Below are 18,277 nucleotides of genomic sequence, written 5' to 3'. Positions count from 1 at the left end.
GAAGACACCGGGGTGCTTGGAGCCGCCTCATCGCGGACGGGGGACCGCGTCGCTAGCATCGCCGCCATGGCAGTGACAGCGTCTGGGGTGTTCCGACGAACCGCGATCGAGCGGACAGATCAACGAGTCTCCTGGGAACGAACGGATCGGGCCTTCTTCTCGAGTGGGGCATGCCACGTGCTGGCCTGGACGTGCAGGGATATGTATCCCGATAAGGGGATCGCCTTGGCGGCGGTGTACTTGAGTGACTTCGAGCATCCACTTCACGTGTACGCGAGGTGGGGCACGTGGGCGTTCGATGCGTCGGGTTGGAACCTTGAGTCCGAACTTCTGCAGGTCAACAGCGACTTCGAGGGTCTCCCCGTCCGTCAGGTGGAGACGATCAGAAGTGACCTTCGGGAGTTCTGTGAAGAGCACGTGCATCGACAACCGCACCAGTACTGGGCAGATCCGACAGAACGCGCACGTGCCTATGTGGGCCGATACAACCCGCCCTGGCTCTAGGCGCTTCGCTCGGAGCGGGGACTGTGGAATCGCGTCGGTGGCTTTGGAGGTCTCCACCAGCACCGTTTGTAGGTCGGTGCTGACACCACCCGGACCAGGAGGGCACCCTAGTGTTGGTGGGAGTTGACACCACCCTGGCGGGCGCGCAAGCGGAGCTCGTAGAGCAGGCCAAGTGGCGGGAGCACCCCAATCGGGACACCCCCGAGCACGTCCGCGATCAGGCCGAACTGTGGGCGGGACAGGCACGCACCGAACTGGAGTGGGCGAAGAGCCTGAGCAAACGACTGTCTGAGGGCGCCTACACCATGGCCGATGATCCGGGTTCGTGGCGAACGGTCCCCGATCACCTCAAGATGCGCGCCTAATCAACCTTGACTAGACGTTACTTCCTCGTGTACTCTGGCCAAGTAGTCAAACTGGACTAGTCTCTGCCAATCCGTTCGCAACACGGGAGAAGGAATCGAACCCATGGGAAAGCTCGCGATCGAGACGAGAGGGTTGAGCGGAGGTGGGCGCATGTCGGCAACGAAGCTCCTGGTACTCGGTATCGTGCACCTCTCCGGCGGCGCGCATGGCTACCAGGTGCGGTCCGAACTGCAGAGCTGGGGTGCGGAGAGTTGGGCCAAGATCAAGCCCGGCTCGATTTATCACGCGCTGAAGAAGGCGGGGGCTGACGGCCTCCTCACCGAACACGCCGAGCCGGGCAACTCCGGGCCGGAGCGCGTTCTGTACCGCGCGACAGCTCGGGGACGTGACGAGATGGTCGAACTGGTCCGCGACGGTCTGCGGCGCACCCACGACCCGGACATGCTCAACGCGTCCATCGCCATGTTGCCCATGCTGACCAGGACAGATGCCATCGCGCAGGTTAATGAGCGGGTCGCGCGCCTGGAAGCGGAGCTCGTAGTGCAGGCCGAGTGGCGGGAGCACCCCAATAGGGACGCCCCCGAGCACGTCCGCGATCAGGCCGAACTGTGGGCGGGACAGGCACGCACCGAACTGGAGTGGGCGAAGAGCCTGAGCAAACGACTGTCTGAGGGCGCCTACACCATGGCCGATGATCCGGGTTCGTGGCGAACGGTCCCCGATCACCTCAAGATGCGCGCCTAATCAACCTTGACTAGACGTTACTTCCTCGTCTGCTCTGGCCCAAGTAGTCAAATTTGACTAGCTCACCAATCCGTTCGCAACGCCGAGAGAAGGAATCGAACCCATGGGAAAGCTCGCGATCGAGACGAGAGGGTTGAAGAAGAGCTTCGGCACGACCCACGCGGTCGCCGGTGTGGACCTGGCCGTGAGCGCCGGGGGCGTGTACGGCGTGCTCGGTCCGAACGGGGCGGGCAAGACCACCACGATCCGCATGCTGGCCACGCTCCTGCGCCCCGACGCCGGAGAGGCGCAAGTGCTCGGCTACGACGTCGTGCGTGACGCCCGGGCGGTGCGGAGCAGGGTGGGGCTTACCGGGCAGTTCGCGTCGGTCGACGAGGACCTCACCGGGGTGGAGAACCTGTTGCTGCTCGCCAGGCTGCTCGGCTACTCACGCCGCCGAGGCAGGGAGCGGGCGGCCGACCTGCTCGACGCGTTCGGTCTTGCCGAGGCGGCCGACCGGCAGGTGAAGAAGTACTCCGGCGGGATGCGCAGGCGCATCGACATCGCGGCGAGCCTCGTCGTCACCCCCGAACTGATCTTCCTCGACGAGCCCACGACCGGGCTCGACCCGCGCAGCAGGAACCAGGTCTGGGAGATCGTCAGGGGCATGGTCGCCGAGGGCGCCACCGTGGTGCTGACCACGCAGTACCTCGACGAGGCCGACCAGTTGGCCGACCGGATAGCGGTGATCGACCACGGGAAGGTGATCGCCGAGGGCTCGAGCGGCGAGCTCAAGGCATCGGTCGGCGCCGGCTCGCTGCACGTACGGCTACGTGCGCCCGAGCAGCGGGCCGAGGCAGAGCGGGTCCTCGCCGGCGTCCTCGAGGTGCCGGCTGAGCCGTCCGCTGACCCGGCCGCGCTGTCCGCGCGGATCTCCGACCCCGAGCGGGTCGCCCGTTCCCTGGCCGAGCTGTCCCGCAGCGGCATCGACGTCACCGAGTTCGCGCTCGGTCAGCCGAGCCTGGACGAGGTGTTCCTCACCCTGACCGGACACGCCGCCGAGGAGACACCCGAGGAGGATGCCGCATGAATGCCACGTCCGCGGAGCAGGGGTCGGCGCCGGTCACTGAGGACGCGCTGCGCAGTGTGCTGTTGGCCGGTGAGCGGCCGTCTCGCCCCGGCCCGGTGCGCACCTCGTTGACATTCGGTTGGCGCGCTTTGCTGAAGATCAAACACGTCCCGGAGCAGCTCGTCGACGTGACCATGTTCCCGATCATGTTCACGCTGATGTTCACCTACCTGTTCGGTGGCGCGCTCGCCGGGTCGACTCAGGAGTACCTGCAGTTCCTGCTGCCCGGGATCCTGGTGCAGGCGAACGTCATGATCACCATGAACACCGGCATAACGCTGAACACCGACATCCAGAAGGGGGTGTTCGACAGGTTCAGGTCACTTCCGGTGTGGCGACCGTCGCCGCTGGTCGGCGCCCTGCTCGGCGATGTGATGCGCTACTCGATCGGGTCGGCGATCGTGATCACGCTCGGACTGGTCCTAGGGTTCCGGCCGGAGGGTGGCGCCGTCGGCGTGGTGCTCTCGGTGGTGCTGCTGCTGGTGTTCTCGTTCTGCCTGTCGTGGTTGTGGACGATGCTCAGCCTGATCCTGCGCACGCCGAACTCGGTGGCGGGGGTCAGCATGATGGTGATGTTCCCGCTGACGTTCGTGAGCAACATCTTCGTGGACCCGAAGACGATGCCCGGGTGGATGCAGGCGGTCGTCGAGGTCAACCCGATCACCCACCTGGCGACCGTGGTACGCGGCCTGATGGACGGCTCGGTGCCCGCCGGGGAAATCGGCTGGGTGCTCGTCTCGTCCGTACTTCTCGTCGCGGTCTTCGGTCCCATCACCATGGTCCTCTACCGCAACAAGAAGTAGATGCCGCTACCGCGAGCACTTGGTCGAAATCAACTCCGACAACCCGGCCCACTCGGCCAAAGCCATCACCGCTACCAGACCCGGACACGACAAGGAGAGCCGAATGAGCACCATCCCCAAGAAAACCTCGGAAACCGTTGCGCACACGCCCGGGCGGGCGAGCAGCATCGGGGTCTGGATTCTGCACGTCGTGCTGGCGGCGATAATCGCCGGCGGCGGAATCTCGAAGCTCGCCGGCGACCCGGTCATGGTGGACATGTTCGCCGACATCGGGGCTGGCCAGTGGCTCCGGTACCTGGTCGGAGCGCTGGAGGTCGCGGGAGGGGTTGGACTTCTGATCCCGGCTCTGGTGGGCCTGGCCAGTCTCGGGTTGGCGGCATTGCTGACCGGTGCTGTCATCACCGATCAGTTCGTGCTCGAGCAGAGCCCTTGGCTGCCGCTCGCCTTACTCATCGTGGCGGCCGTGATCGCAAGGACGCGGTGGTCGCGCACCGACGCCGTCGTCGGCACGCTGCTCAGGCGCTGAGACAAACCTCTCGAACGGAGATGTGAGATGAACGAGATGGCCTTTCGCGTGACATCAAACGATGGCACCACCATCGCCTACGACCGGAAGGGAAGCGGTCCGGCCGTCATTCTGGTGGGCGGAGCACTCGACGAGGGGGTGGAGAACGCTCCCTTGGCGCCGGCGCTCGCCGAGCACTTCACGGTCTACAACTATGCCCGTCGGGGACGCGGCGCGAGCGGCTTCACCGAGCCGTACGCCGTGGAGAGGGAGATCGAGGACCTGGATGCGTTGATCGCGGAGGCGGGCGGCTCGGCACACCTGTTCGGGGCGTCCTCTGGTGGCGCGCTGGCGCTGGAAGCGGCCGCGGCCGGGTCAGCCATCGACACGATCGCCGTGTGGGAGGTGCCCTACGCGGTCGGGGACGACATCCGCCAGCGATTCGAGGAGTACGTCGCGGACACCCGACGCGCCTTCGACGCCGGGCGAGACGAGGAGGTTCTCGAACTGTTCATGCGCTTGAGCGGCGCCTCCGACGACAACATCGCGGCCAGGAAAGCGGCAGGCAAGCAGACGGCGCATTGGGCGCATTCGGTCGCCCTCGCGCCCACGCTGGTCCACGACAGCGTCTTCCTCAACCGCTACCAGTTGCCGGCCGATCGACTGGCAACGGTCACCCAACCGGTCCTGGTCACCACCGGAGGACCGATCACGGTCCCCTATATGGCAGGCCTGCCCTCGGACTTCTTCGACCGCGCAGCCGACGAGCTTGCAGACCAATTACCCCACGCTCAACGGGAGACCCTCGAGGGGCCGGATCATGTCGTCGACCCACAGACCGTCGGCCCGCTGTTGCTACGGTTCTTCAGCAGCGAACACTGAGGGGCCTGCGAGGTGTTGCGGGAAGACCGATTAGGCACCGCGCAAGCAGATCTTCGTCGCGCCAGGGACACGGGGCGGACAGGTGGTGTCGAGGTTGATGTCGTCGGCGGCATCACAGGCCTGATCCTGGGCGTGCTCGTCACCAACGTCTTCGTCACCACGCAAGGCCGGGCCGTCGTACTGACCTGGGCTTCAGTGGGACTCGACCTGGCCTACTCGCTGCTCATCGGCTCCGTCGTCGGTCGTATCCTCCACTCCGGGCCGACTCAGTACCGCCCACCGAAGCCCTGCGCAGCACATGACCAGGCACCTCGGTAGGGCCAGTGATTCCGGGCTGTGGTCGCATGCGGTCACCGTTCCCGGGCGGTGGCCCGGTGCCGAAAGTCGTGCCCACGGCGTGCTCACGGCGTGCTCACGTCAGGAGTGCCACCGATGACGCAGCCGCGTTCCCGGGTCGACCTGTACGCGGCGATCCGACGGGATGCCCGATCTGGGATGTCCAACCGCGCGCTGCAGCGCAAGCACGGCGTCGGCTTCCGAACCGTGACAGCGGCGCTGGAATCTGCATGGCCGAAGGAGAGAAAGCAACCGCCCAAACGCGGCTCACGGCTTGACGCGTACCGAGTGGTGATCGACGACTGGCTGCGCTCGGACCTCGCCACCCGACGCCGTGAGATTCGCGTCGAGGTCGGACGGGAACCTGCCAACGCGTTCATCCCGCAAGAGCACCTCCCGGGCCGCGAGGCCGAGGTTGACTTCGGCGACGTCGCCATCCGCCTGCGCGGCGAGCTCGTAACCTGCGCGCTGTTCAGCCTTCGGCTCTCCTACTCGGGCAAGGCCGTGCACAGGGTCAGTGCCTCGGCTGGGCAGGAAGCCTTCTTCGAGGGTCACGTCCACGCCTTCAACGTGCTCGGCGGGGTGCCGACCGGGAAGATCCGCTACGACAACCTCAAGGCCGCCGTCGCGAGCGTGATCGGGTTCTCCCGCCAGCGGGTCGAGGCCGACAGGTGGACCGCCGTCCGTTCCCACTACGGCATCGAAGCCTTCTATTGCCAGCCCGGAATCCAAGGTGCGCACGAGAAGGGCGGCGTCGAGGGGCAGATCGGCTGGTTCCGACGCAACCACCTCGTCCCCATCCCAGAAGTCGACTCCCTCGCCGAGCTCAACGCTATGGTCGACGCCTGGGACGAAGCCGACGACGCCCGGCGGATCGGGTCCCGCGCCCGCACGGTCGGGGAACACTTCGCCACCGAGCAGCCACTCTTCGCGCCCCTTCCGACCGAGCCGTTCGAGACCGGCCGCTGGTTCACCCCGCGCGTGGACCGGTACGCCCAGGTCACGGTCCGGATGAACAAGTACTCCGTGCCCGCGCGCATGGTCGGCCGTCAAGCCCGGGTGCTCCTGAGCGCCAGCGACCTGGTCGTGTTCGACGGCAGGACCGAGATCGCCCGCCACGAACGGCTCATGACCAAGGGCTCGACCCGGGTCGACCTGGACCACTATCTCGAGGTCCTCCTCCGCAAACCGGGCGCGCTACCCGGTGCGAAAGCGCTGGAGCAGGCCAGGGCATCCGGGCGGTTCACGCCCGTTCACGACGCCTGGTGGGCCGCGGCCTGCAAGGCCCACGGTGACGCTGACGGCACCCGTGCCCTCATTGAGGTCCTGATGATGCACCGGCACCTTCCACACGACCACGTCGTCGCCGGACTCGCGACGGCGCTGCGTGCAGGCGCGCTCACCGCGGACGCTGTCGCGTTGGAAGCGCGCAAGTACAACGACACAGCAGATGGCGGAGCCGACGACACGACAGCGGACCACCAGTCCCTGATGAGCGGCGACAGGGCACGCGGAGAAGGCGAGATCCCTGCCGTGCGATCGCTGACCGAGCGCCGGCTCCGCGCCCACATCCCGGCCGACACTCGGCCGCTGCCGAGCGTGGAGAAGTACGACCAGCTGTTGGCCAGCCGACGTGACACCCCGAACGAAGGAGCCGCACCGTGACCACCAAGCGCCGTGGAATGACCGAAGAAGCAGCCGACGCCGCGATCGACCAAGCGTGCCGGATGCTGCGAATGCCCACCATCCGCAACTCCTTCACCGACTACGCCGACCGGGCAGGGCGTGAGCAGATGTCTTACCGCGGGTTCCTCGCCGAACTATTGCTTGCCGAGTGCGACGATCGCGCCCGACGCCGGTCCGAACGCCGGACCAAGGCCGCCAAGTTCCCCCGCGAGAAGTCCCTGCGGGCCTTCGACTTCGACGCCAACCCCAACATCGATCCCGCCGTGATCCACACCCTCGCCAAGTGCGAATGGGTCCAGAAGGGACAGCCGCTGTGTCTGATCGGGGACTCCGGCACCGGCAAGTCCCATCTGCTGATCGCACTCGGCACCGAGGCCGCCATGGCCGGCTACCGGGTCAAGTACACCCTGGCGACCCAGCTTGCCAACGAGCTCGTCGAGGCCGCCGACGAGATGACGCTGGCGAAGACCATCGCCCGCTACGGCCGCGTCGACCTGCTGTGCATCGACGAACTCGGCTACATGCAACTCGACCGCCGCGGCGCGGAACTCCTCTTCCAGGTCCTCACCGAGCGTGAGGAGAAGGCCTCGGTCGCGATCGCGTCCAATGAGTCCTTCGGCGGCTGGACCAAGACCTTCACCGACCCCCGGCTATGCGCAGCCATCGTCGACCGACTCACCTTCGGCGGCACCATCCTCGAGACCGGCACCGACTCCTACCGTCTGGCTCAAGCCACAAGGCAGCGGACAACCTGACACCCGTCGGGCGCGGAAGCGGTGTCGACGCAAACCAACATCCGCGGCACCGACACGTGCCCGGCGGTGTCAGAACTCGCCAACAAGCGGTGTCGGACGAAACCTCCGCAGCCACGTCGGAGTATGGCAGAAGCACGCGCTGGTCTGACCTGATAGTCCGCTAAGAAGATGCCGACGAGGACATTCCTGGGTGGCGGGCAACGTTGATACCGGTAAGACGGCCAGTGTGGCCGTCACGGAGGAGTTGATCATGAGCCTCATCGGAGCGCTGGTCGGGTACGCCCTGACGGCGTTTATCTTGCTGTTGCTCGCACGGATGGTGCTGGACTGGTCGGGTGTGTTGGCGAGCGGACCTCAATGGGCGAGCCGAGCCCGCCAGTTGACTCACGCCTGGACGGAGCCGGTGATCGCGCCGGTGCGGCGGGTGCTGCGGCCGGTGCGTGCCGGCGGCCTGTCGATCGACCTGGCGTTCACAGCGGTCTTCTTCGCTGTGCTGATCCTGCGGTCGATCGCCTTCAGCCTCTAGCCGCAGCAGTCGCGTCCCCCAGGTGTCCCCGGACCGCCCGAACAGCCGTCAACGACCGACGACCACTGAGCATCATTTGCGCTCAGGATCGCCGGTCGGTGCGCTTATCAGCCTGCCGGGGACGGACCCATAATGAGAAGGTCGTCGGTTCGATTCCGACAGGCGGCTAATAGAGAACCCTAGGTCACGAGCTATGACCTGGGAAGCAGGAGCTTGTTAACCGACTGCTGACAAGGTGCCAGCGCCGCCCCGCTGGCTAACGATCGCTGATGGCCTCGCCTTGCCAGCGGGCGAGGACTTCGTCGGCGACGTCGTCGATGGTGCGGCCAGCTGTGCCGACCGAGTAGTCGCTGACGTCGACAGCGACGAGCTGGGCGGACAGTTCGGAGGCGCGGGCGACGAGCTTGGCCAGGTCGGCGCCGCTCTCGCGGGCGCGACCATGGATGCGCTGTGCGAGTTCTGTGTCCGGGGCGTCGAGTCGGCAGATCACGACCGGTCCTCCCGTGGCGTCCTCCAGTTGTCGTCGCTCGGCCCGGTTTTCGACCACACCGGCGACAATGAGCCGTCGACTGCCGGCTTGGCGGTAGTTCGACCACACCGCCGCCAGGTTGGTCGCTTTCAACCGCGACTGGTGCGGGTCGTCGTCGGGAGCGGGCCATGCGGCGCCGAGTAGGTCGAGGTCTGCGAACGCGGGGTCCTCCGCGAGGTCGGTACAGCGATCGAAGACTCGCCAGCCGACGGAGGTCTTGCCGACCCCGGGTGGGCCCGAGATCACGAGGGCAGGTGACGCTTGCACCCGACCGATCATGCCGCCGTGCACCTGTGTGTCACAAATCGGTTTTGACAGGTTCGTCACCCGATGCCCGAAGGCCCCGGGGCCAATGCGACAAGATCGCTCAGGGCGTGATCCGGGTTGCGCGGGTCTCCGCGAAGGCACTCGTCCCCAGCCATCGCCAAAGCCGCTCCGCGTCCTTGGCTGGGCCGACGACCTCGACCTCTCTGGCGCGTAGGGCCGAGCCTGGGGAAGCCTCCCCGGTCCAGATGTCGGTCAGCGCCCGGACCGATGAGTGCACCTGGCGCGTGAGGTCGTGACCCGGGTCGTCCCGGCACAGATCGGCGACGCCGTTCTCGACTACGAGCCACCAGTCGCGCTCGCGGGATCCGGCGTCGGGGAAGTGGAAATGGATGACGACCAGACGGCCCGACGGGAACTCGTCCAGGCGCACGAACCGGCGTACGTCCCACATCAGGAAGCCCGCGTCGAGCTGGTCGGGGCGCAGCCTGCTGCCGATCCAGCGGGCAACCCAGTGGCCCAGCGCCATCACGATCGGGCGCAACTCCTCGCCGCTGGCGGTCAGCTCGTACGACGTACTGCGCCCGGACTGGTGACGGCGTACGACCCCGACGTCCTCCAATGTCCGCAGCCGCTTCGCCAAACAACGTCGGCGACATACGGGGAAGTCCCCGGCGGATCTCGTTGAACTGGGTGCTACCGCACAACAGCTCTCGGATGACCAGCGGCGTCCACTTGTCGCGGGCGCGCCCGGCGTGCTGGCCGAGGCACTCACGGCGGCTGGCTTCGTCGAGGTGGAGGTGACCACCTTGCCCTCGCCCGTCCTGCTGTCCTCGGCGGCGGAATGCGTTCGTTTCCAGCGAGAGTCGTTCGGAGCGCTCCATCAGCTGATGGCCGGCCTCACCGACGAGGAGCGAGAGGACACCTGGCGCGAGGTGGAGGACGCTCTCAGCCGGTTCGAGGGGCCGGACGGCTTCGTCGGGCCGTGCGAGATGTTGGTCGGCGCAGGGACCGCGAGATCGTAAGAGCTGAGGCGGCGTACGCCAGGAGGATCCTGAGCGCGCTACGAAGGCGAGAACCGAGGTGCTGTTTGGTCCCGCATGCCGCGTGCGGGACCAACGCGCCGGGGCGGCGCCGTTTCAGCGAGCGCTGAGAGTCTCTGCGCTGCGGTGACAACGGAGATAGAGCAGCTGCGGGACTTCCTGCCAGACCGGTTGGTGATCAAGCGGTGGTTCACGCAGCTGGTCGATGACAAGTCGGGCCCGCGTCAGCGCGTCCACGTAGGTGCTCAGCGTCCGGTGATAGGCGCCGATTGGAAGTGCATCTCGGTGCAGGCCCGGACCGTCCCAGTAGCCCTCGGCGAAGTAGCGCCCGACTGTCCGTCGAACGCTCTTGTTCGTGTGGTCGACGATCTCGCCGGTCGCCGGCGTCTTGAAGCACGGATGGGTGATCGAGAAGACGAACCAGCCTCCTGGCCGGAGTACGCGCGCAATGGACTGCAGCGCGCTGTCAAGATTCGGGATATCCATGAGCGCCAGGTAGCAGACGACCCCATCGAACGACCCGGTGGCGAGCCTTTCGAGAGTCTCCGCATTTCCTTGGAGGTAAGAGATACCGAGCGGATCGGCCTCCTCGTGTCGCCGAGCGATAGCGATCAGGTTCTCGGAGAGATCTACACCGGTCACTGCAGCACCTTGGGCGGCCAGGTACCGCGCCTCCCGGCCCTGCCCGCACGCGACTGAGCACACCTCTTGGCCGGCGATCCTGCCGACAAGCTCCTCGAACGTGGGATCGGCAAGCGCCGAGCCCGCACCTACCCACGCGTCGTACTCGACTGCGACCGCGTCGTACGTTGACTCGACATCCACAAAGGCCCCCAGTCCGTCGGTTGAGTCGACCCTAGCCCGCACCACCAGCCGGTCCGGACCCGTAGTCATCGCTCAGGGATGGCGGACAGGGCAGCAAGCACGGATAGTGCTTGCTCTGAGCCACCGAACGACCCGGGGTTGGAAGCGCACCATGAGATTCGTGTCGCCCCGCCGGTCCTCCATGCAGTCTCGTCGGGAGGTCCGCCGATCACGATCCTGAGAACACCCGGAGCACGTGACCGTCGGGGTCGACGACGCGGAACTCGCCACCGCCATCCGGATAGGGCATCAGCACTTCGACGTCGTTGGCCACGAGTTGCCGGTAGAGAGCGGCGGGTTCAGTGACGAACAGCGTGAGCCACGTGCCGGGCTGGCCCTGGCCGTTCTGGCACAGATAGATCTCGTGCTGATCCCAGCGGATGATGCCGTAGTCAGCCGGATCGCCGAAGGTGTCAAGGAGGTTGAAGCCGACGACCTCGGTGTAGAACGCGATGCTGGCCTGTAGATCGGAGACGTTCAGGATCGGATTGATGTGAACGAGATTCCCGCCTGTCGAGCTCGGCATAGTCCATCCCTCCACGGGCGGATCGCCCGACGCTATCGCCAACAGCCCCCACGGACGGGGTGCACACGAGTATGGCCCAGACCAGGCAGCACAACTGGCAGCACAACTGGCAGGCCGACTAGCACCATCACACAGTGGAGCGAGCAAGGTCTCCTGCCGATGAACGCCGGAGGCAACCATCCGTACCATCCGGCGGCCTCTGCGACGGGGTTGGCTGGCGGGGTTTTCGTTGACTGGCGCCAAATGAAGCCGCTATCGGTCGAAGAACCCGGCATGGGGCGGAAGATCTCGGCGGGTGGGCGATCGGGGCATGGTCGGCCATGTCTTGTCCAAGGCCATGGACAACCCGATTGCGCTGGTCCAGCGCGTAGGTTCGCAGGCATGAGCCTCACTGGTGAATTGGCGGAGATCGAGCAGCGGCGCCTTCGGACGTCGGTGGAGGTCATGCCAGACGAGGCTGACGCGTTGCATGCCGACGACTTCCGGATCGTCACACCGAGCGGCATGTCTGGTCGAAGGCGGAGTACCTCGGTGGGATCGCATCCGGTGAGATCGACTACCGGCGGTTCGAGCCGATCTCCGAGATCGACGTGATGGCGGACGGCAATCTCGCAGTACTGCGGTATCGGTCGGCGATCGAGATCTCCGTCCAGGGGCAGGAGCCGGGGAAACTCGAGGCGTGGCACCTGGACTGTTACCGCCGGGACGACAACGGGACCTGGCGCATCCGCTGGTCCCAGGCAACGGCCATCACCTGGACGGGCGAACCGCCAGGAGGACGGCCGCGAGCGTGACTGTCGTGGAGTTTACGTCGAGCCCGCCGTTGACCCTCGCCTGGACGGCAAGTCCGACTCCGACCAGGGCTGCCGTCGCGATCGCCACGGTCTCGCCGCTGGTCGTGCGTTGATCGACGGACGTCACATTCCGGGGATCTTTCCATGACCGCTCGACTAGCGTGCCTCCGGTGCACACGTCGAGCCTCGAAGAGCTGACCGCAGTCCTGGAGCGGACGGAGAACGTACTGCTCGACTTCGATGGGCCGGTGGCAGATCTGTTCCCGTCCGGCAGCGGGACCAAGATCGCGGACGAGACCCGTACGCCGATCCTGCGCGCCGGCGTGGTGATTCCGGAGCCCTTGGCGAGCACGGTGGAACACCTCGTCGTACTGGAGTTCGCGGCGGAGCATGCGCCGGAGGCCCTGGAGTCGGCCGAGCAGGCTGCCGTCGCAGGCGAGATCGCGTCCGCCCGAACTGCGCCTGTCACGCCGGGAGCGGGCGACTTTCTGAGCGCGTGCGCTGCGGCGGGCCGACGAGTGGGGATCATCAGCAACAACGCCGCTCCGGCCATAGAGGGGTTCCTCGAGCTGCACGGCTTGCGCGATCAGGTTGAGTTCATCCTCGGGCGTCCGTTTGCTCGTCCTCGGCTGATGAAGCCCGACCCGACCTTGGCGTTCGAGGCGCTGCGAGCCTTGAGGAGCCGACCGGACCAGTGCTGCATGGTCGGAGACGCGGTGACCGACATCGAGTTCGCCCGGCACGCGGGAGTCCGATCGGTCGGTTACGCGAAGAACGCTGAGCGCGGAAGGCAGCTCGCCGCCGCGGGCGCGGACGCGATCACCCCCACCATGTCCGACCTCGCCGCCGCCGTACGGCTACTGGGACGTGGTTGAGCGTTCGGATTCGCTCATTTCGATGCAGAACTCGTTGTTCTCGGGGTCGAGCAGGGTGACCCAGCCGCGGCCGTTCGGTTTGCGGTGGTCCTGGTGGATGGTGGCGCCGAGGGTGAGGAAGCGTGCGACCTCTTCGTCGCGGGTTCGCTCGGTCGGGACCCAGTCGATGTGGACGCGGTTCTTCACCGTCTTGGCCTCGGGCACCCGGATGAAGAGCAGGCTCGGCACGGGCGGCGGCGCGAGCACGATCACCTCGTCATCGCCTGGCTCGTCCTCGTCGGAGCCGGGCCAGCCGGTCGCCTCGCTCCAGAATCCGGCCAGCTTGTATGGATCAGTCGCATCGATGGTGATGTGCCGCAGGATCATGGCCGCAGACCTTAGCTGCCCGGCGAGGCAGGCGCAGGTCATTTCGCCTTCGCCGGAGCCGCGGTGCACGCAGAGGATGACTGTGGGGTCACGGGCCGGGATCAGTGACGGGGCTGTGCGGAAACTGTGGGGTCGAAGCGTCGCGAATTGTCGGAGGCCGGGTCTAGTGTGCGTGGCAAGAGGGGTTTACATCGGGCTAGGGGAGTGTGTGATGGCGTCTCGACTCAATCCGTACATCAGTTTCAACGGAACCGCGCGGCAGGCTTTGGAGTTCTACCAGGGTGTCTTCGGGGGTGACCTGCAGCTGAACACCTTCGGGGAGTTCAGCGCTGACCAGGACCCGACCCACGGCGCCGAAGCCGACAAGATCATGCACGGCATGCTCGAGACGCCGCAGGGCTACACGCTGATGTGTTCGGACACGCCGCCGGGAATGTCGTACAACCCGGGCGACAACATGTCGATCAGCCTCAGCGGTGACGACGACGAGCTTCGTGGGTTCTTCGACAAGCTCGCCGACGGCGGCACCGTGACGGTCCCGCTGGACAAGCAGATGTGGGGCGACGAGTTCGGCATGGTGGTGGACCAGTTCGGTGTTCCGTGGATGGTGAACATCACCCAGCCGCAGGGCTGATCGGCGCGGAGCTCCTGCACTTGCCAGATGGCCGGCAAGCGCAGTACTGGCAGGGCGGGTCACCAGGGGGCCCGTCCCGTCTCCGGTCGTGCCGCCGGAGCCCCGATCCGGCGGAGCCGCCTGGCGCGATGACTTCAGCTGTTCGAGCCAGCCATAAATGAGTACACGTGTGCAGCGTGACCCTCTACCGTCTGGAGTTAGAAGCGCTCTACCGGGATGGGGTCATCGTGAACGAGGTTCTGCTCGACGCAATCCGGCACAACAGTTGGGCTTCCGGGCAGCTGGTGAGGTTCTGTCGGGATCAGAACTTCACGGCGGAGCAGCTGAAGGTCACCGGCGTCGGGACATTCGGCGGGATCCTCGAGACGCTGCACCACATCATCACCTGCGACGGGAGTTACCTGCGCCGCCTGGCCGACAGCACCCTGCTGCCGTGGGCCGACGGGAGCAAGCCGGAGGCGGACTTCGACAAGCTGGAGCGGTCCAACGAGGAGGCCCGGCTGCTCTGGGAGGACGTACTCTCCCAGCCGATCGACACCGAGCGGATCATCGTGGTCGACGACGGGACCCGCGCCTGCCGCGCCGGCATCTTCATCGCCCAGGCGCTCAACCACGCGAACCACCATCGCGAACAGGTCTGCGCGATCCTCACCGGCTTCGGCATCGAGCCCCCCGACATCCAGGCCTGGGAGTACGCCTGGCACACCGCCCGAATCTGGGACCTCCCGCCCGCCGAGACCACCTCGCCTGCGACTGTGGCAAGCGAGTGATTCGGCGTGTGGTTGGTGGTGCGGGTAGTTGGCGTCGCGAGGCTGCGTGATCGTGCTGCTCGGGGTACGCCTTCTCGACTCAGCCGCAGGCGAACCCCATCCTTGTGCGATGCCGGGTTTTTCGACCGGTAGCGCCTTCATTTGGCGCCGTTCGACGAAATACCCGGCAGTCAGCCGACCGGTTGGTACGGGTAGAGCGACGGACCACCCGGCGGCAACACCGCTAAGGTCCCGAGAGCTCCCCGGACGCCGAGGTCTCGTAGTACCGGTTAAACCTGGCCGAAGGTCTTGACCAGGGCCTTGGGGGCTTGGATTCGCCAGGCGTCGGTGAGAAGTTCGCGCAGTTCGGTTTCGTCGACGGCCGCCAGGCGGACGAGGATCGCGGGGAAGCCGTTGTAGTGGTCCTCGGTGAAGAACTTGGCTGGGTCGGCAGCCAGCAGGGACTGCTTCTCGTCGTTGCCGGCTACCCGTACTGCGAGCACCTCCGGCTGCGGGACGCGCGCCTTCTTCGGTGCCTCGCGTACGAGCCAGACCCACGCGATGTCCTTCTTGCCGACGGAGAACGCGAAACGGCCCTCCTCCTCGGTCACCTCCGGCAGCTCGAGTGCGATCCGCCGGACCACCTCTTGATCAGCCATTCACCCGTCGTACCAGATCCGCCGACTCCGGTACAGGAGTGACCGGTACGCCGCGGCCGAACCAGCTGACCAGGTTCTCCACCACGAGGGCGCCCATCGCGTCGCGGGTCGGCACGCTGGCGGATCCGACGTGCGGAAGCAGCACGGCGTTGTCCACCTCCAGCAGCCCGGGGTGAATCGACGGCTCGTGCTCGAACACGTCCAGACCGGCGCCGAGGATGGTCCTCGAACGCAGCGCATCGACCAGCGCAGCCTCGTCGACCACCGATCCTCTAGCCACGTTGATCAGGATCCCGTTCGGCCCGAGGGCTTCGAGCACCTCCGCGTTCACCAGGTGCCGCGTGTCGTCGCCGCCCGGAATCACCACCGTGAGGATGTCGACGTCGCGCGCCATCTCGAGCAGCGACGGATAGTAGCGGTAGGCAACGTCCTTCTGTCGACGGTTGTGGTAGGCAACGGATACGCCGAAGGCCTCGGCCCGGTGCGCGATGGCCTCGCCGATCCGGCCGAGCCCCAGGATGCCCATCTTCCGACCGTGAAGCCTGGTCGGGGTCAAGGGATACGACCCTTCCGGCCACTTGCCGGCGCGGAGGTAGCGCTCAGCCTGCGGGAGTTCGCGCACAGTCATCAGGAGCAACCCGAGGGCAGTGTCGGCGACCTCGTCGTCGAGGACGCCGGGGGTGTTCGTCACCACGACGCCACGTTCGGCGGCGGCCTCCGCGTCGATCTTGTCGTAGCCGACGCCGAAGCTCGCGACCATCTGCAGAGCCGGCAGCCGGTCCAGGAACTCGCCGTCGATCGTCGTCCCCGCGTTGGCGACGGCAACGATGTCCTTGGCTCGCTCAGCCAGTACGGCGTCCGGGTCGTCGGCCTCCCAGAGCCGGATCACCTCGAACTGGTCGCCGATCCCGTTCAGCACCGACTGATTCATCGGACCAGGCATCAGCACGGTCGGCAGTGCCATCACAGCTCCTAGAGTTCATCGCGGCTTCCCCCGATCAACCCTATTTCCCACCCGTCCCCGCCTGCGGCTCGTCCCGTACTGCGGGACGCGCCCCTCCGCCCGCTGGGGACCGTCCCAAGGTTCCGGAGATCCCTCCTCGGGATCGGTCGACTCGGGTTCCGCCGGCTCGCGAGTCCCGGGCTCTAGAGCAGCCGGCCGGGTTTCACCCGAGCGCGGGGGTACCGCGGGCGTAGTACGGGCGGGACTATCGGAGGCGGAGCAGGAAGGAGCGGATCATGATCATCGACTGCGCTTACTACCGAGACGGACATCGACAACACGTCGGGCCGATGTCGGTCGAGGACGCCGCCTCCCGTTGTCAGGAAGGCGGCTTCGTCTGGCTCGGGCTGTTCGAGCCGACCGCGGCGGAACTCGAGCAGGTGAGCAAGAGCTTCGGCCTGCACGAACTCGCCGTCGAGGATGCGCAGACCTTCCACCTCCGGCCGAAGGTCGAGCCGTACGAGGGCGACATCCGCCTCGTCATCCTGCGCACCGCCCGGTACGACGATGAGCGGGAGGAGGTGGACTTCGGGGAGGTGAGTGTGTTCGTCGGGCCGGCGTTCGTGATCACCGTCCGGCAGGGCGTGGCGAGCGAGCTCCACGGCGCCCGGACCCGGCTCGAGCAACGCCCCGAGCTGCTGGAGAACGGTACGAATTCCGTGCTCTGGGCGATTCTGGACCAGGTCGTGGACGGGTACGGCCCGGTGGTCGCCGAGCTGGAGCGTGACATCGAACAGGTCGAGGCGACCGTGTTCGCGGGATCCGTCGCGCCTACCGAGCGGATCTACTTCCTCCGCCGTGAGGTGACCGACTTCTATCGCGCGGTGCACCCGCTGCTCGCAGTACTGGCGAACCTCGAGAGAGGCGCGCGGAACACCGGGCTGCTGCCGTACTTCCGCGACGTTCACGACCACCTGGTCCTGGTGAACGAGGAGGTCGCGGCGCAACGCGATCTGCTCGCGACCGTGCTGGAGGCGAACATGGCGGTGATCTCGGTCGAGCAGACCAAGGTGAGCGTCCAGCAGAACGCGACGATCGAGCAGCTCACCATCCTGGCCACGGTCTTCCTGCCGCTCACGTTCGTCACCGGCTTTTTCGGCCAGAACTTCGGCTGGCTGGTCGACCACGTCAACAAGCTCGGGGACTTCCTGGCCCTCGGACTGGGCGGCCTCGCCATCCCCTGCATCGCCCTCTTCATCTGGTTCCGCCGCCAACGCGGCACCCGCTCCGCTCGCGCCGGTATATGAATCGATTCTGGCGGAATCACCTCGAGTAGAGGTCAGGGGCTGGCCGCTTTGTTCGGGAAGCTGGATCTATGAACGAGAACAGCAGCAGGGCCAGCTTGCACGCGTACTTCGGATACCGGGACGCCGTGGGTGCGTTGCGGTGGTTGGAGCAGGCGTTCGGGTTCGAGACGACGTCGGAGTATCCCGACGACAAGGGCGGGATCATGCACGCCGAGCTGCGGCGGGACGACGTGGCGATCACCGTCTTCACCGACGAGGAGGGGTACGAGAAGCCGCCGCGCAAGGGTGACAGCGTCGGTCACGGCAGCTACATCGCGCTCGGCGAGGAGGCAGACGTGGATGCCGTTTTCGCCTCCGCGGTGAAGGTCGGCGCCGAGGTCGTCTGGGAGCCGGACAACACCGAGTGGGGCAACTACCGCTGCCGCGTCGCCGACCCCGAGGGTTACGAATGGACCTTCGGCACCCACCGCCCCGGCCAGCCCACCACCAACTGGTCCGACGCCTGACCC

Annotated in this window: 23 protein-coding genes and 1 pseudogene; 17 read left to right on the top strand and 7 right to left on the bottom strand. The window is 66.5% G+C overall.

Annotated features, from left to right (window positions below):
- Positions 1-620 precede the first annotated feature (620 nt).
- The 10 genes from ABD210_RS13100 (at position 621) to ABD210_RS13055 (ending at position 8,215) form a co-directional block, all read left to right on the top strand.
- Positions 621-869, top strand: a complete 249-nt coding sequence (locus tag ABD210_RS13100; protein WP_344111467.1) for a hypothetical protein — start codon at positions 621-623, stop codon at positions 867-869.
- 151 nt (positions 870-1,020) lie between these two features.
- Positions 1,021-1,614 (top strand): PadR family transcriptional regulator, encoded by a 594-nt coding sequence (locus ABD210_RS13095; protein ID WP_344111466.1) that lies wholly within the window; start codon positions 1,021-1,023, stop codon positions 1,612-1,614.
- A 103-nt stretch (positions 1,615-1,717) separates the two neighbouring features.
- On the top strand, positions 1,718-2,683 hold the full coding sequence (locus ABD210_RS13090; protein WP_285591359.1) for an ATP-binding cassette domain-containing protein: 966 nt from the start codon (positions 1,718-1,720) through the stop codon (positions 2,681-2,683).
- Entirely contained in the window at positions 2,680-3,525 is an 846-nt protein-coding gene (locus ABD210_RS13085; protein ID WP_344111463.1) for an ABC transporter permease, read from the top strand. Before ABD210_RS13090 ends, ABD210_RS13085 begins: the two co-directional genes overlap by 4 nt.
- Positions 3,526-3,628: 103 nt before the next feature.
- The gene (locus ABD210_RS13080; RefSeq protein ID WP_344111461.1) at positions 3,629-4,051 is read left to right on the top strand and encodes a DoxX family protein; all 423 of its coding nucleotides are present in this window, start codon (positions 3,629-3,631) and stop codon (positions 4,049-4,051) included.
- Between the two features lie 48 nt (positions 4,052-4,099).
- Positions 4,100-4,912 (top strand): alpha/beta fold hydrolase, encoded by an 813-nt coding sequence (locus ABD210_RS13075; RefSeq protein ID WP_242001654.1) that lies wholly within the window; start codon positions 4,100-4,102, stop codon positions 4,910-4,912.
- A gap of 12 nt (positions 4,913-4,924) precedes the next feature.
- Positions 4,925-5,230, top strand: a complete 306-nt coding sequence (locus tag ABD210_RS13070) for a hypothetical protein (protein WP_344111459.1) — start codon at positions 4,925-4,927, stop codon at positions 5,228-5,230.
- Positions 5,231-5,344: 114 nt separating this feature from the next.
- Complete coding sequence (locus ABD210_RS13065) at positions 5,345-6,913, top strand: Mu transposase domain-containing protein (protein ID WP_344111457.1); 1,569 nt, start codon at positions 5,345-5,347, stop codon at positions 6,911-6,913.
- Entirely contained in the window at positions 6,910-7,689 is a 780-nt protein-coding gene (gene istB / locus ABD210_RS13060) for an IS21-like element helper ATPase IstB (protein ID WP_344111455.1), read from the top strand. Before ABD210_RS13065 ends, istB begins: the two co-directional genes overlap by 4 nt.
- Before the next feature lie 250 nt (positions 7,690-7,939).
- Positions 7,940-8,215 carry a YggT family protein gene (locus tag ABD210_RS13055; RefSeq protein WP_344111453.1) on the top strand — a complete coding sequence of 92 codons (276 nt, stop codon included), beginning with the start codon at positions 7,940-7,942 and terminating at the stop codon, positions 8,213-8,215.
- A gap of 256 nt (positions 8,216-8,471) precedes the next feature.
- Here ABD210_RS13055 and ABD210_RS13050 read toward each other — a convergent pair whose 3' ends face one another.
- Positions 8,472-9,011: an AAA family ATPase gene (locus ABD210_RS13050; RefSeq protein ID WP_344111451.1), complete on the bottom strand. Its 540-nt coding sequence runs from the start codon at positions 9,009-9,011 to the stop codon at positions 8,472-8,474.
- A 100-nt stretch (positions 9,012-9,111) separates the two neighbouring features.
- Positions 9,112-9,783 carry a winged helix-turn-helix transcriptional regulator gene (locus ABD210_RS13045; protein WP_344111450.1) on the bottom strand — a complete coding sequence of 224 codons (672 nt, stop codon included), beginning with the start codon at positions 9,781-9,783 and terminating at the stop codon, positions 9,112-9,114.
- Here ABD210_RS13045 and ABD210_RS13040 point away from each other — a divergent pair.
- Positions 9,764-10,033, top strand: a complete 270-nt coding sequence (locus ABD210_RS13040; protein ID WP_344112068.1) for a hypothetical protein — start codon at positions 9,764-9,766, stop codon at positions 10,031-10,033. The genes ABD210_RS13045 and ABD210_RS13040 overlap by 20 nt on opposite strands.
- 114 nt (positions 10,034-10,147) lie before the next feature.
- On the opposite strand, the gene ABD210_RS13035 is transcribed toward ABD210_RS13040, so the two are convergent.
- Together ABD210_RS13035 and ABD210_RS13030 are read right to left on the bottom strand one after the other, a co-directional pair.
- Positions 10,148-10,945, bottom strand: a complete 798-nt coding sequence (locus tag ABD210_RS13035) for a class I SAM-dependent methyltransferase (RefSeq protein WP_344111448.1) — start codon at positions 10,943-10,945, stop codon at positions 10,148-10,150.
- 139 nt (positions 10,946-11,084) lie between these two features.
- A complete protein-coding gene (locus ABD210_RS13030) occupies positions 11,085-11,441 on the bottom strand; it encodes a VOC family protein (protein ID WP_344111447.1) in 357 nt (118 codons plus the stop codon).
- Between the two features lie 509 nt (positions 11,442-11,950).
- Here ABD210_RS13030 and ABD210_RS13025 point away from each other — a divergent pair.
- Positions 11,951-12,235, top strand: a pseudogene (locus ABD210_RS13025) (nuclear transport factor 2 family protein); the annotation flags it as partial.
- Between the two features lie 170 nt (positions 12,236-12,405).
- Positions 12,406-13,110, top strand: a complete 705-nt coding sequence (locus tag ABD210_RS13020; RefSeq protein WP_344111446.1) for an HAD family hydrolase — start codon at positions 12,406-12,408, stop codon at positions 13,108-13,110.
- Here the strand turns inward: ABD210_RS13020 and ABD210_RS13015 are convergent.
- Positions 13,093-13,476, bottom strand: a complete 384-nt coding sequence (locus tag ABD210_RS13015) for a VOC family protein (RefSeq protein WP_344111445.1) — start codon at positions 13,474-13,476, stop codon at positions 13,093-13,095. The two genes, ABD210_RS13020 and ABD210_RS13015, sit on opposite strands and share 18 nt — an antisense overlap.
- A gap of 211 nt (positions 13,477-13,687) precedes the next feature.
- On the opposite strand from ABD210_RS13015, the gene ABD210_RS13010 reads away from it, so the two are divergent.
- Together ABD210_RS13010 and ABD210_RS13005 are read left to right on the top strand one after the other, a co-directional pair.
- The gene (locus ABD210_RS13010; RefSeq protein WP_344111444.1) at positions 13,688-14,110 is read left to right on the top strand and encodes a VOC family protein; all 423 of its coding nucleotides are present in this window, start codon (positions 13,688-13,690) and stop codon (positions 14,108-14,110) included.
- 176 nt (positions 14,111-14,286) lie between these two features.
- Positions 14,287-14,880, top strand: a complete 594-nt coding sequence (locus tag ABD210_RS13005; protein ID WP_344111443.1) for a DinB family protein — start codon at positions 14,287-14,289, stop codon at positions 14,878-14,880.
- Positions 14,881-15,149: 269 nt separating this feature from the next.
- On the opposite strand, the gene ABD210_RS13000 is transcribed toward ABD210_RS13005, so the two are convergent.
- A complete protein-coding gene (locus tag ABD210_RS13000) occupies positions 15,150-15,518 on the bottom strand; it encodes an MmcQ/YjbR family DNA-binding protein (protein ID WP_344111442.1) in 369 nt (122 codons plus the stop codon).
- Entirely contained in the window at positions 15,511-16,482 is a 972-nt protein-coding gene (locus ABD210_RS12995) for a 2-hydroxyacid dehydrogenase (RefSeq protein WP_344111440.1), read from the bottom strand. The genes ABD210_RS13000 and ABD210_RS12995 overlap by 8 nt, the downstream gene beginning before the upstream one ends.
- 275 nt (positions 16,483-16,757) lie before the next feature.
- Between ABD210_RS12995 and ABD210_RS12990 the strand changes: the two genes are divergently transcribed.
- Entirely contained in the window at positions 16,758-17,768 is a 1,011-nt protein-coding gene (locus ABD210_RS12990) for a magnesium and cobalt transport protein CorA (protein WP_344111439.1), read from the top strand.
- Positions 17,769-17,836: 68 nt separating this feature from the next.
- Complete coding sequence (locus ABD210_RS12985) at positions 17,837-18,274, top strand: VOC family protein (protein ID WP_344111438.1); 438 nt, start codon at positions 17,837-17,839, stop codon at positions 18,272-18,274.
- Positions 18,275-18,277 lie beyond the last annotated feature (3 nt).

The organism is Kribbella alba (assembly GCF_039529635.1).
Classification (GTDB): domain Bacteria; phylum Actinomycetota; class Actinomycetes; order Propionibacteriales; family Kribbellaceae; genus Kribbella; species Kribbella alba.
The sequence above is the reverse complement of the archived record's forward strand: the minus strand, read 5'-3'. Positions and strand labels throughout refer to the sequence as shown.

Bases quoted from the DNA above. Each gene is read 5' to 3' on its own strand.
- ABD210_RS13015 (WP_344111445.1), bottom strand. From the start codon at position 13,476: ATGATCCTGCGGCACATCACCATCGATGCGACTGATCCATACAAGCTG.
- ABD210_RS13080 (WP_344111461.1), top strand. From the start codon at position 3,629: ATGAGCACCATCCCCAAGAAAACCTCGGAAACCGTTGCGCACACGCCC.
- ABD210_RS13030 (WP_344111447.1), bottom strand. From the start codon at position 11,441: ATGCCGAGCTCGACAGGCGGGAATCTCGTTCACATCAATCCGATCCTG.
- ABD210_RS13010 (WP_344111444.1), top strand. From the start codon at position 13,688: ATGGCGTCTCGACTCAATCCGTACATCAGTTTCAACGGAACCGCGCGG.
- ABD210_RS13000 (WP_344111442.1), bottom strand. From the start codon at position 15,518: ATGGCTGATCAAGAGGTGGTCCGGCGGATCGCACTCGAGCTGCCGGAG.
- ABD210_RS13085 (WP_344111463.1), top strand. From the start codon at position 2,680: ATGAATGCCACGTCCGCGGAGCAGGGGTCGGCGCCGGTCACTGAGGAC.
- ABD210_RS13090 (WP_285591359.1), top strand. From the start codon at position 1,718: ATGGGAAAGCTCGCGATCGAGACGAGAGGGTTGAAGAAGAGCTTCGGC.
- ABD210_RS12990 (WP_344111439.1), top strand. From the start codon at position 16,758: ATGATCATCGACTGCGCTTACTACCGAGACGGACATCGACAACACGTC.
- ABD210_RS13035 (WP_344111448.1), bottom strand. From the start codon at position 10,945: ATGACTACGGGTCCGGACCGGCTGGTGGTGCGGGCTAGGGTCGACTCA.
- ABD210_RS13055 (WP_344111453.1), top strand. From the start codon at position 7,940: ATGAGCCTCATCGGAGCGCTGGTCGGGTACGCCCTGACGGCGTTTATC.
- ABD210_RS13065 (WP_344111457.1), top strand. From the start codon at position 5,345: ATGACGCAGCCGCGTTCCCGGGTCGACCTGTACGCGGCGATCCGACGG.
- ABD210_RS13095 (WP_344111466.1), top strand. From the start codon at position 1,021: ATGTCGGCAACGAAGCTCCTGGTACTCGGTATCGTGCACCTCTCCGGC.
- ABD210_RS12995 (WP_344111440.1), bottom strand. From the start codon at position 16,482: ATGGCACTGCCGACCGTGCTGATGCCTGGTCCGATGAATCAGTCGGTG.
- ABD210_RS12985 (WP_344111438.1), top strand. From the start codon at position 17,837: ATGAACGAGAACAGCAGCAGGGCCAGCTTGCACGCGTACTTCGGATAC.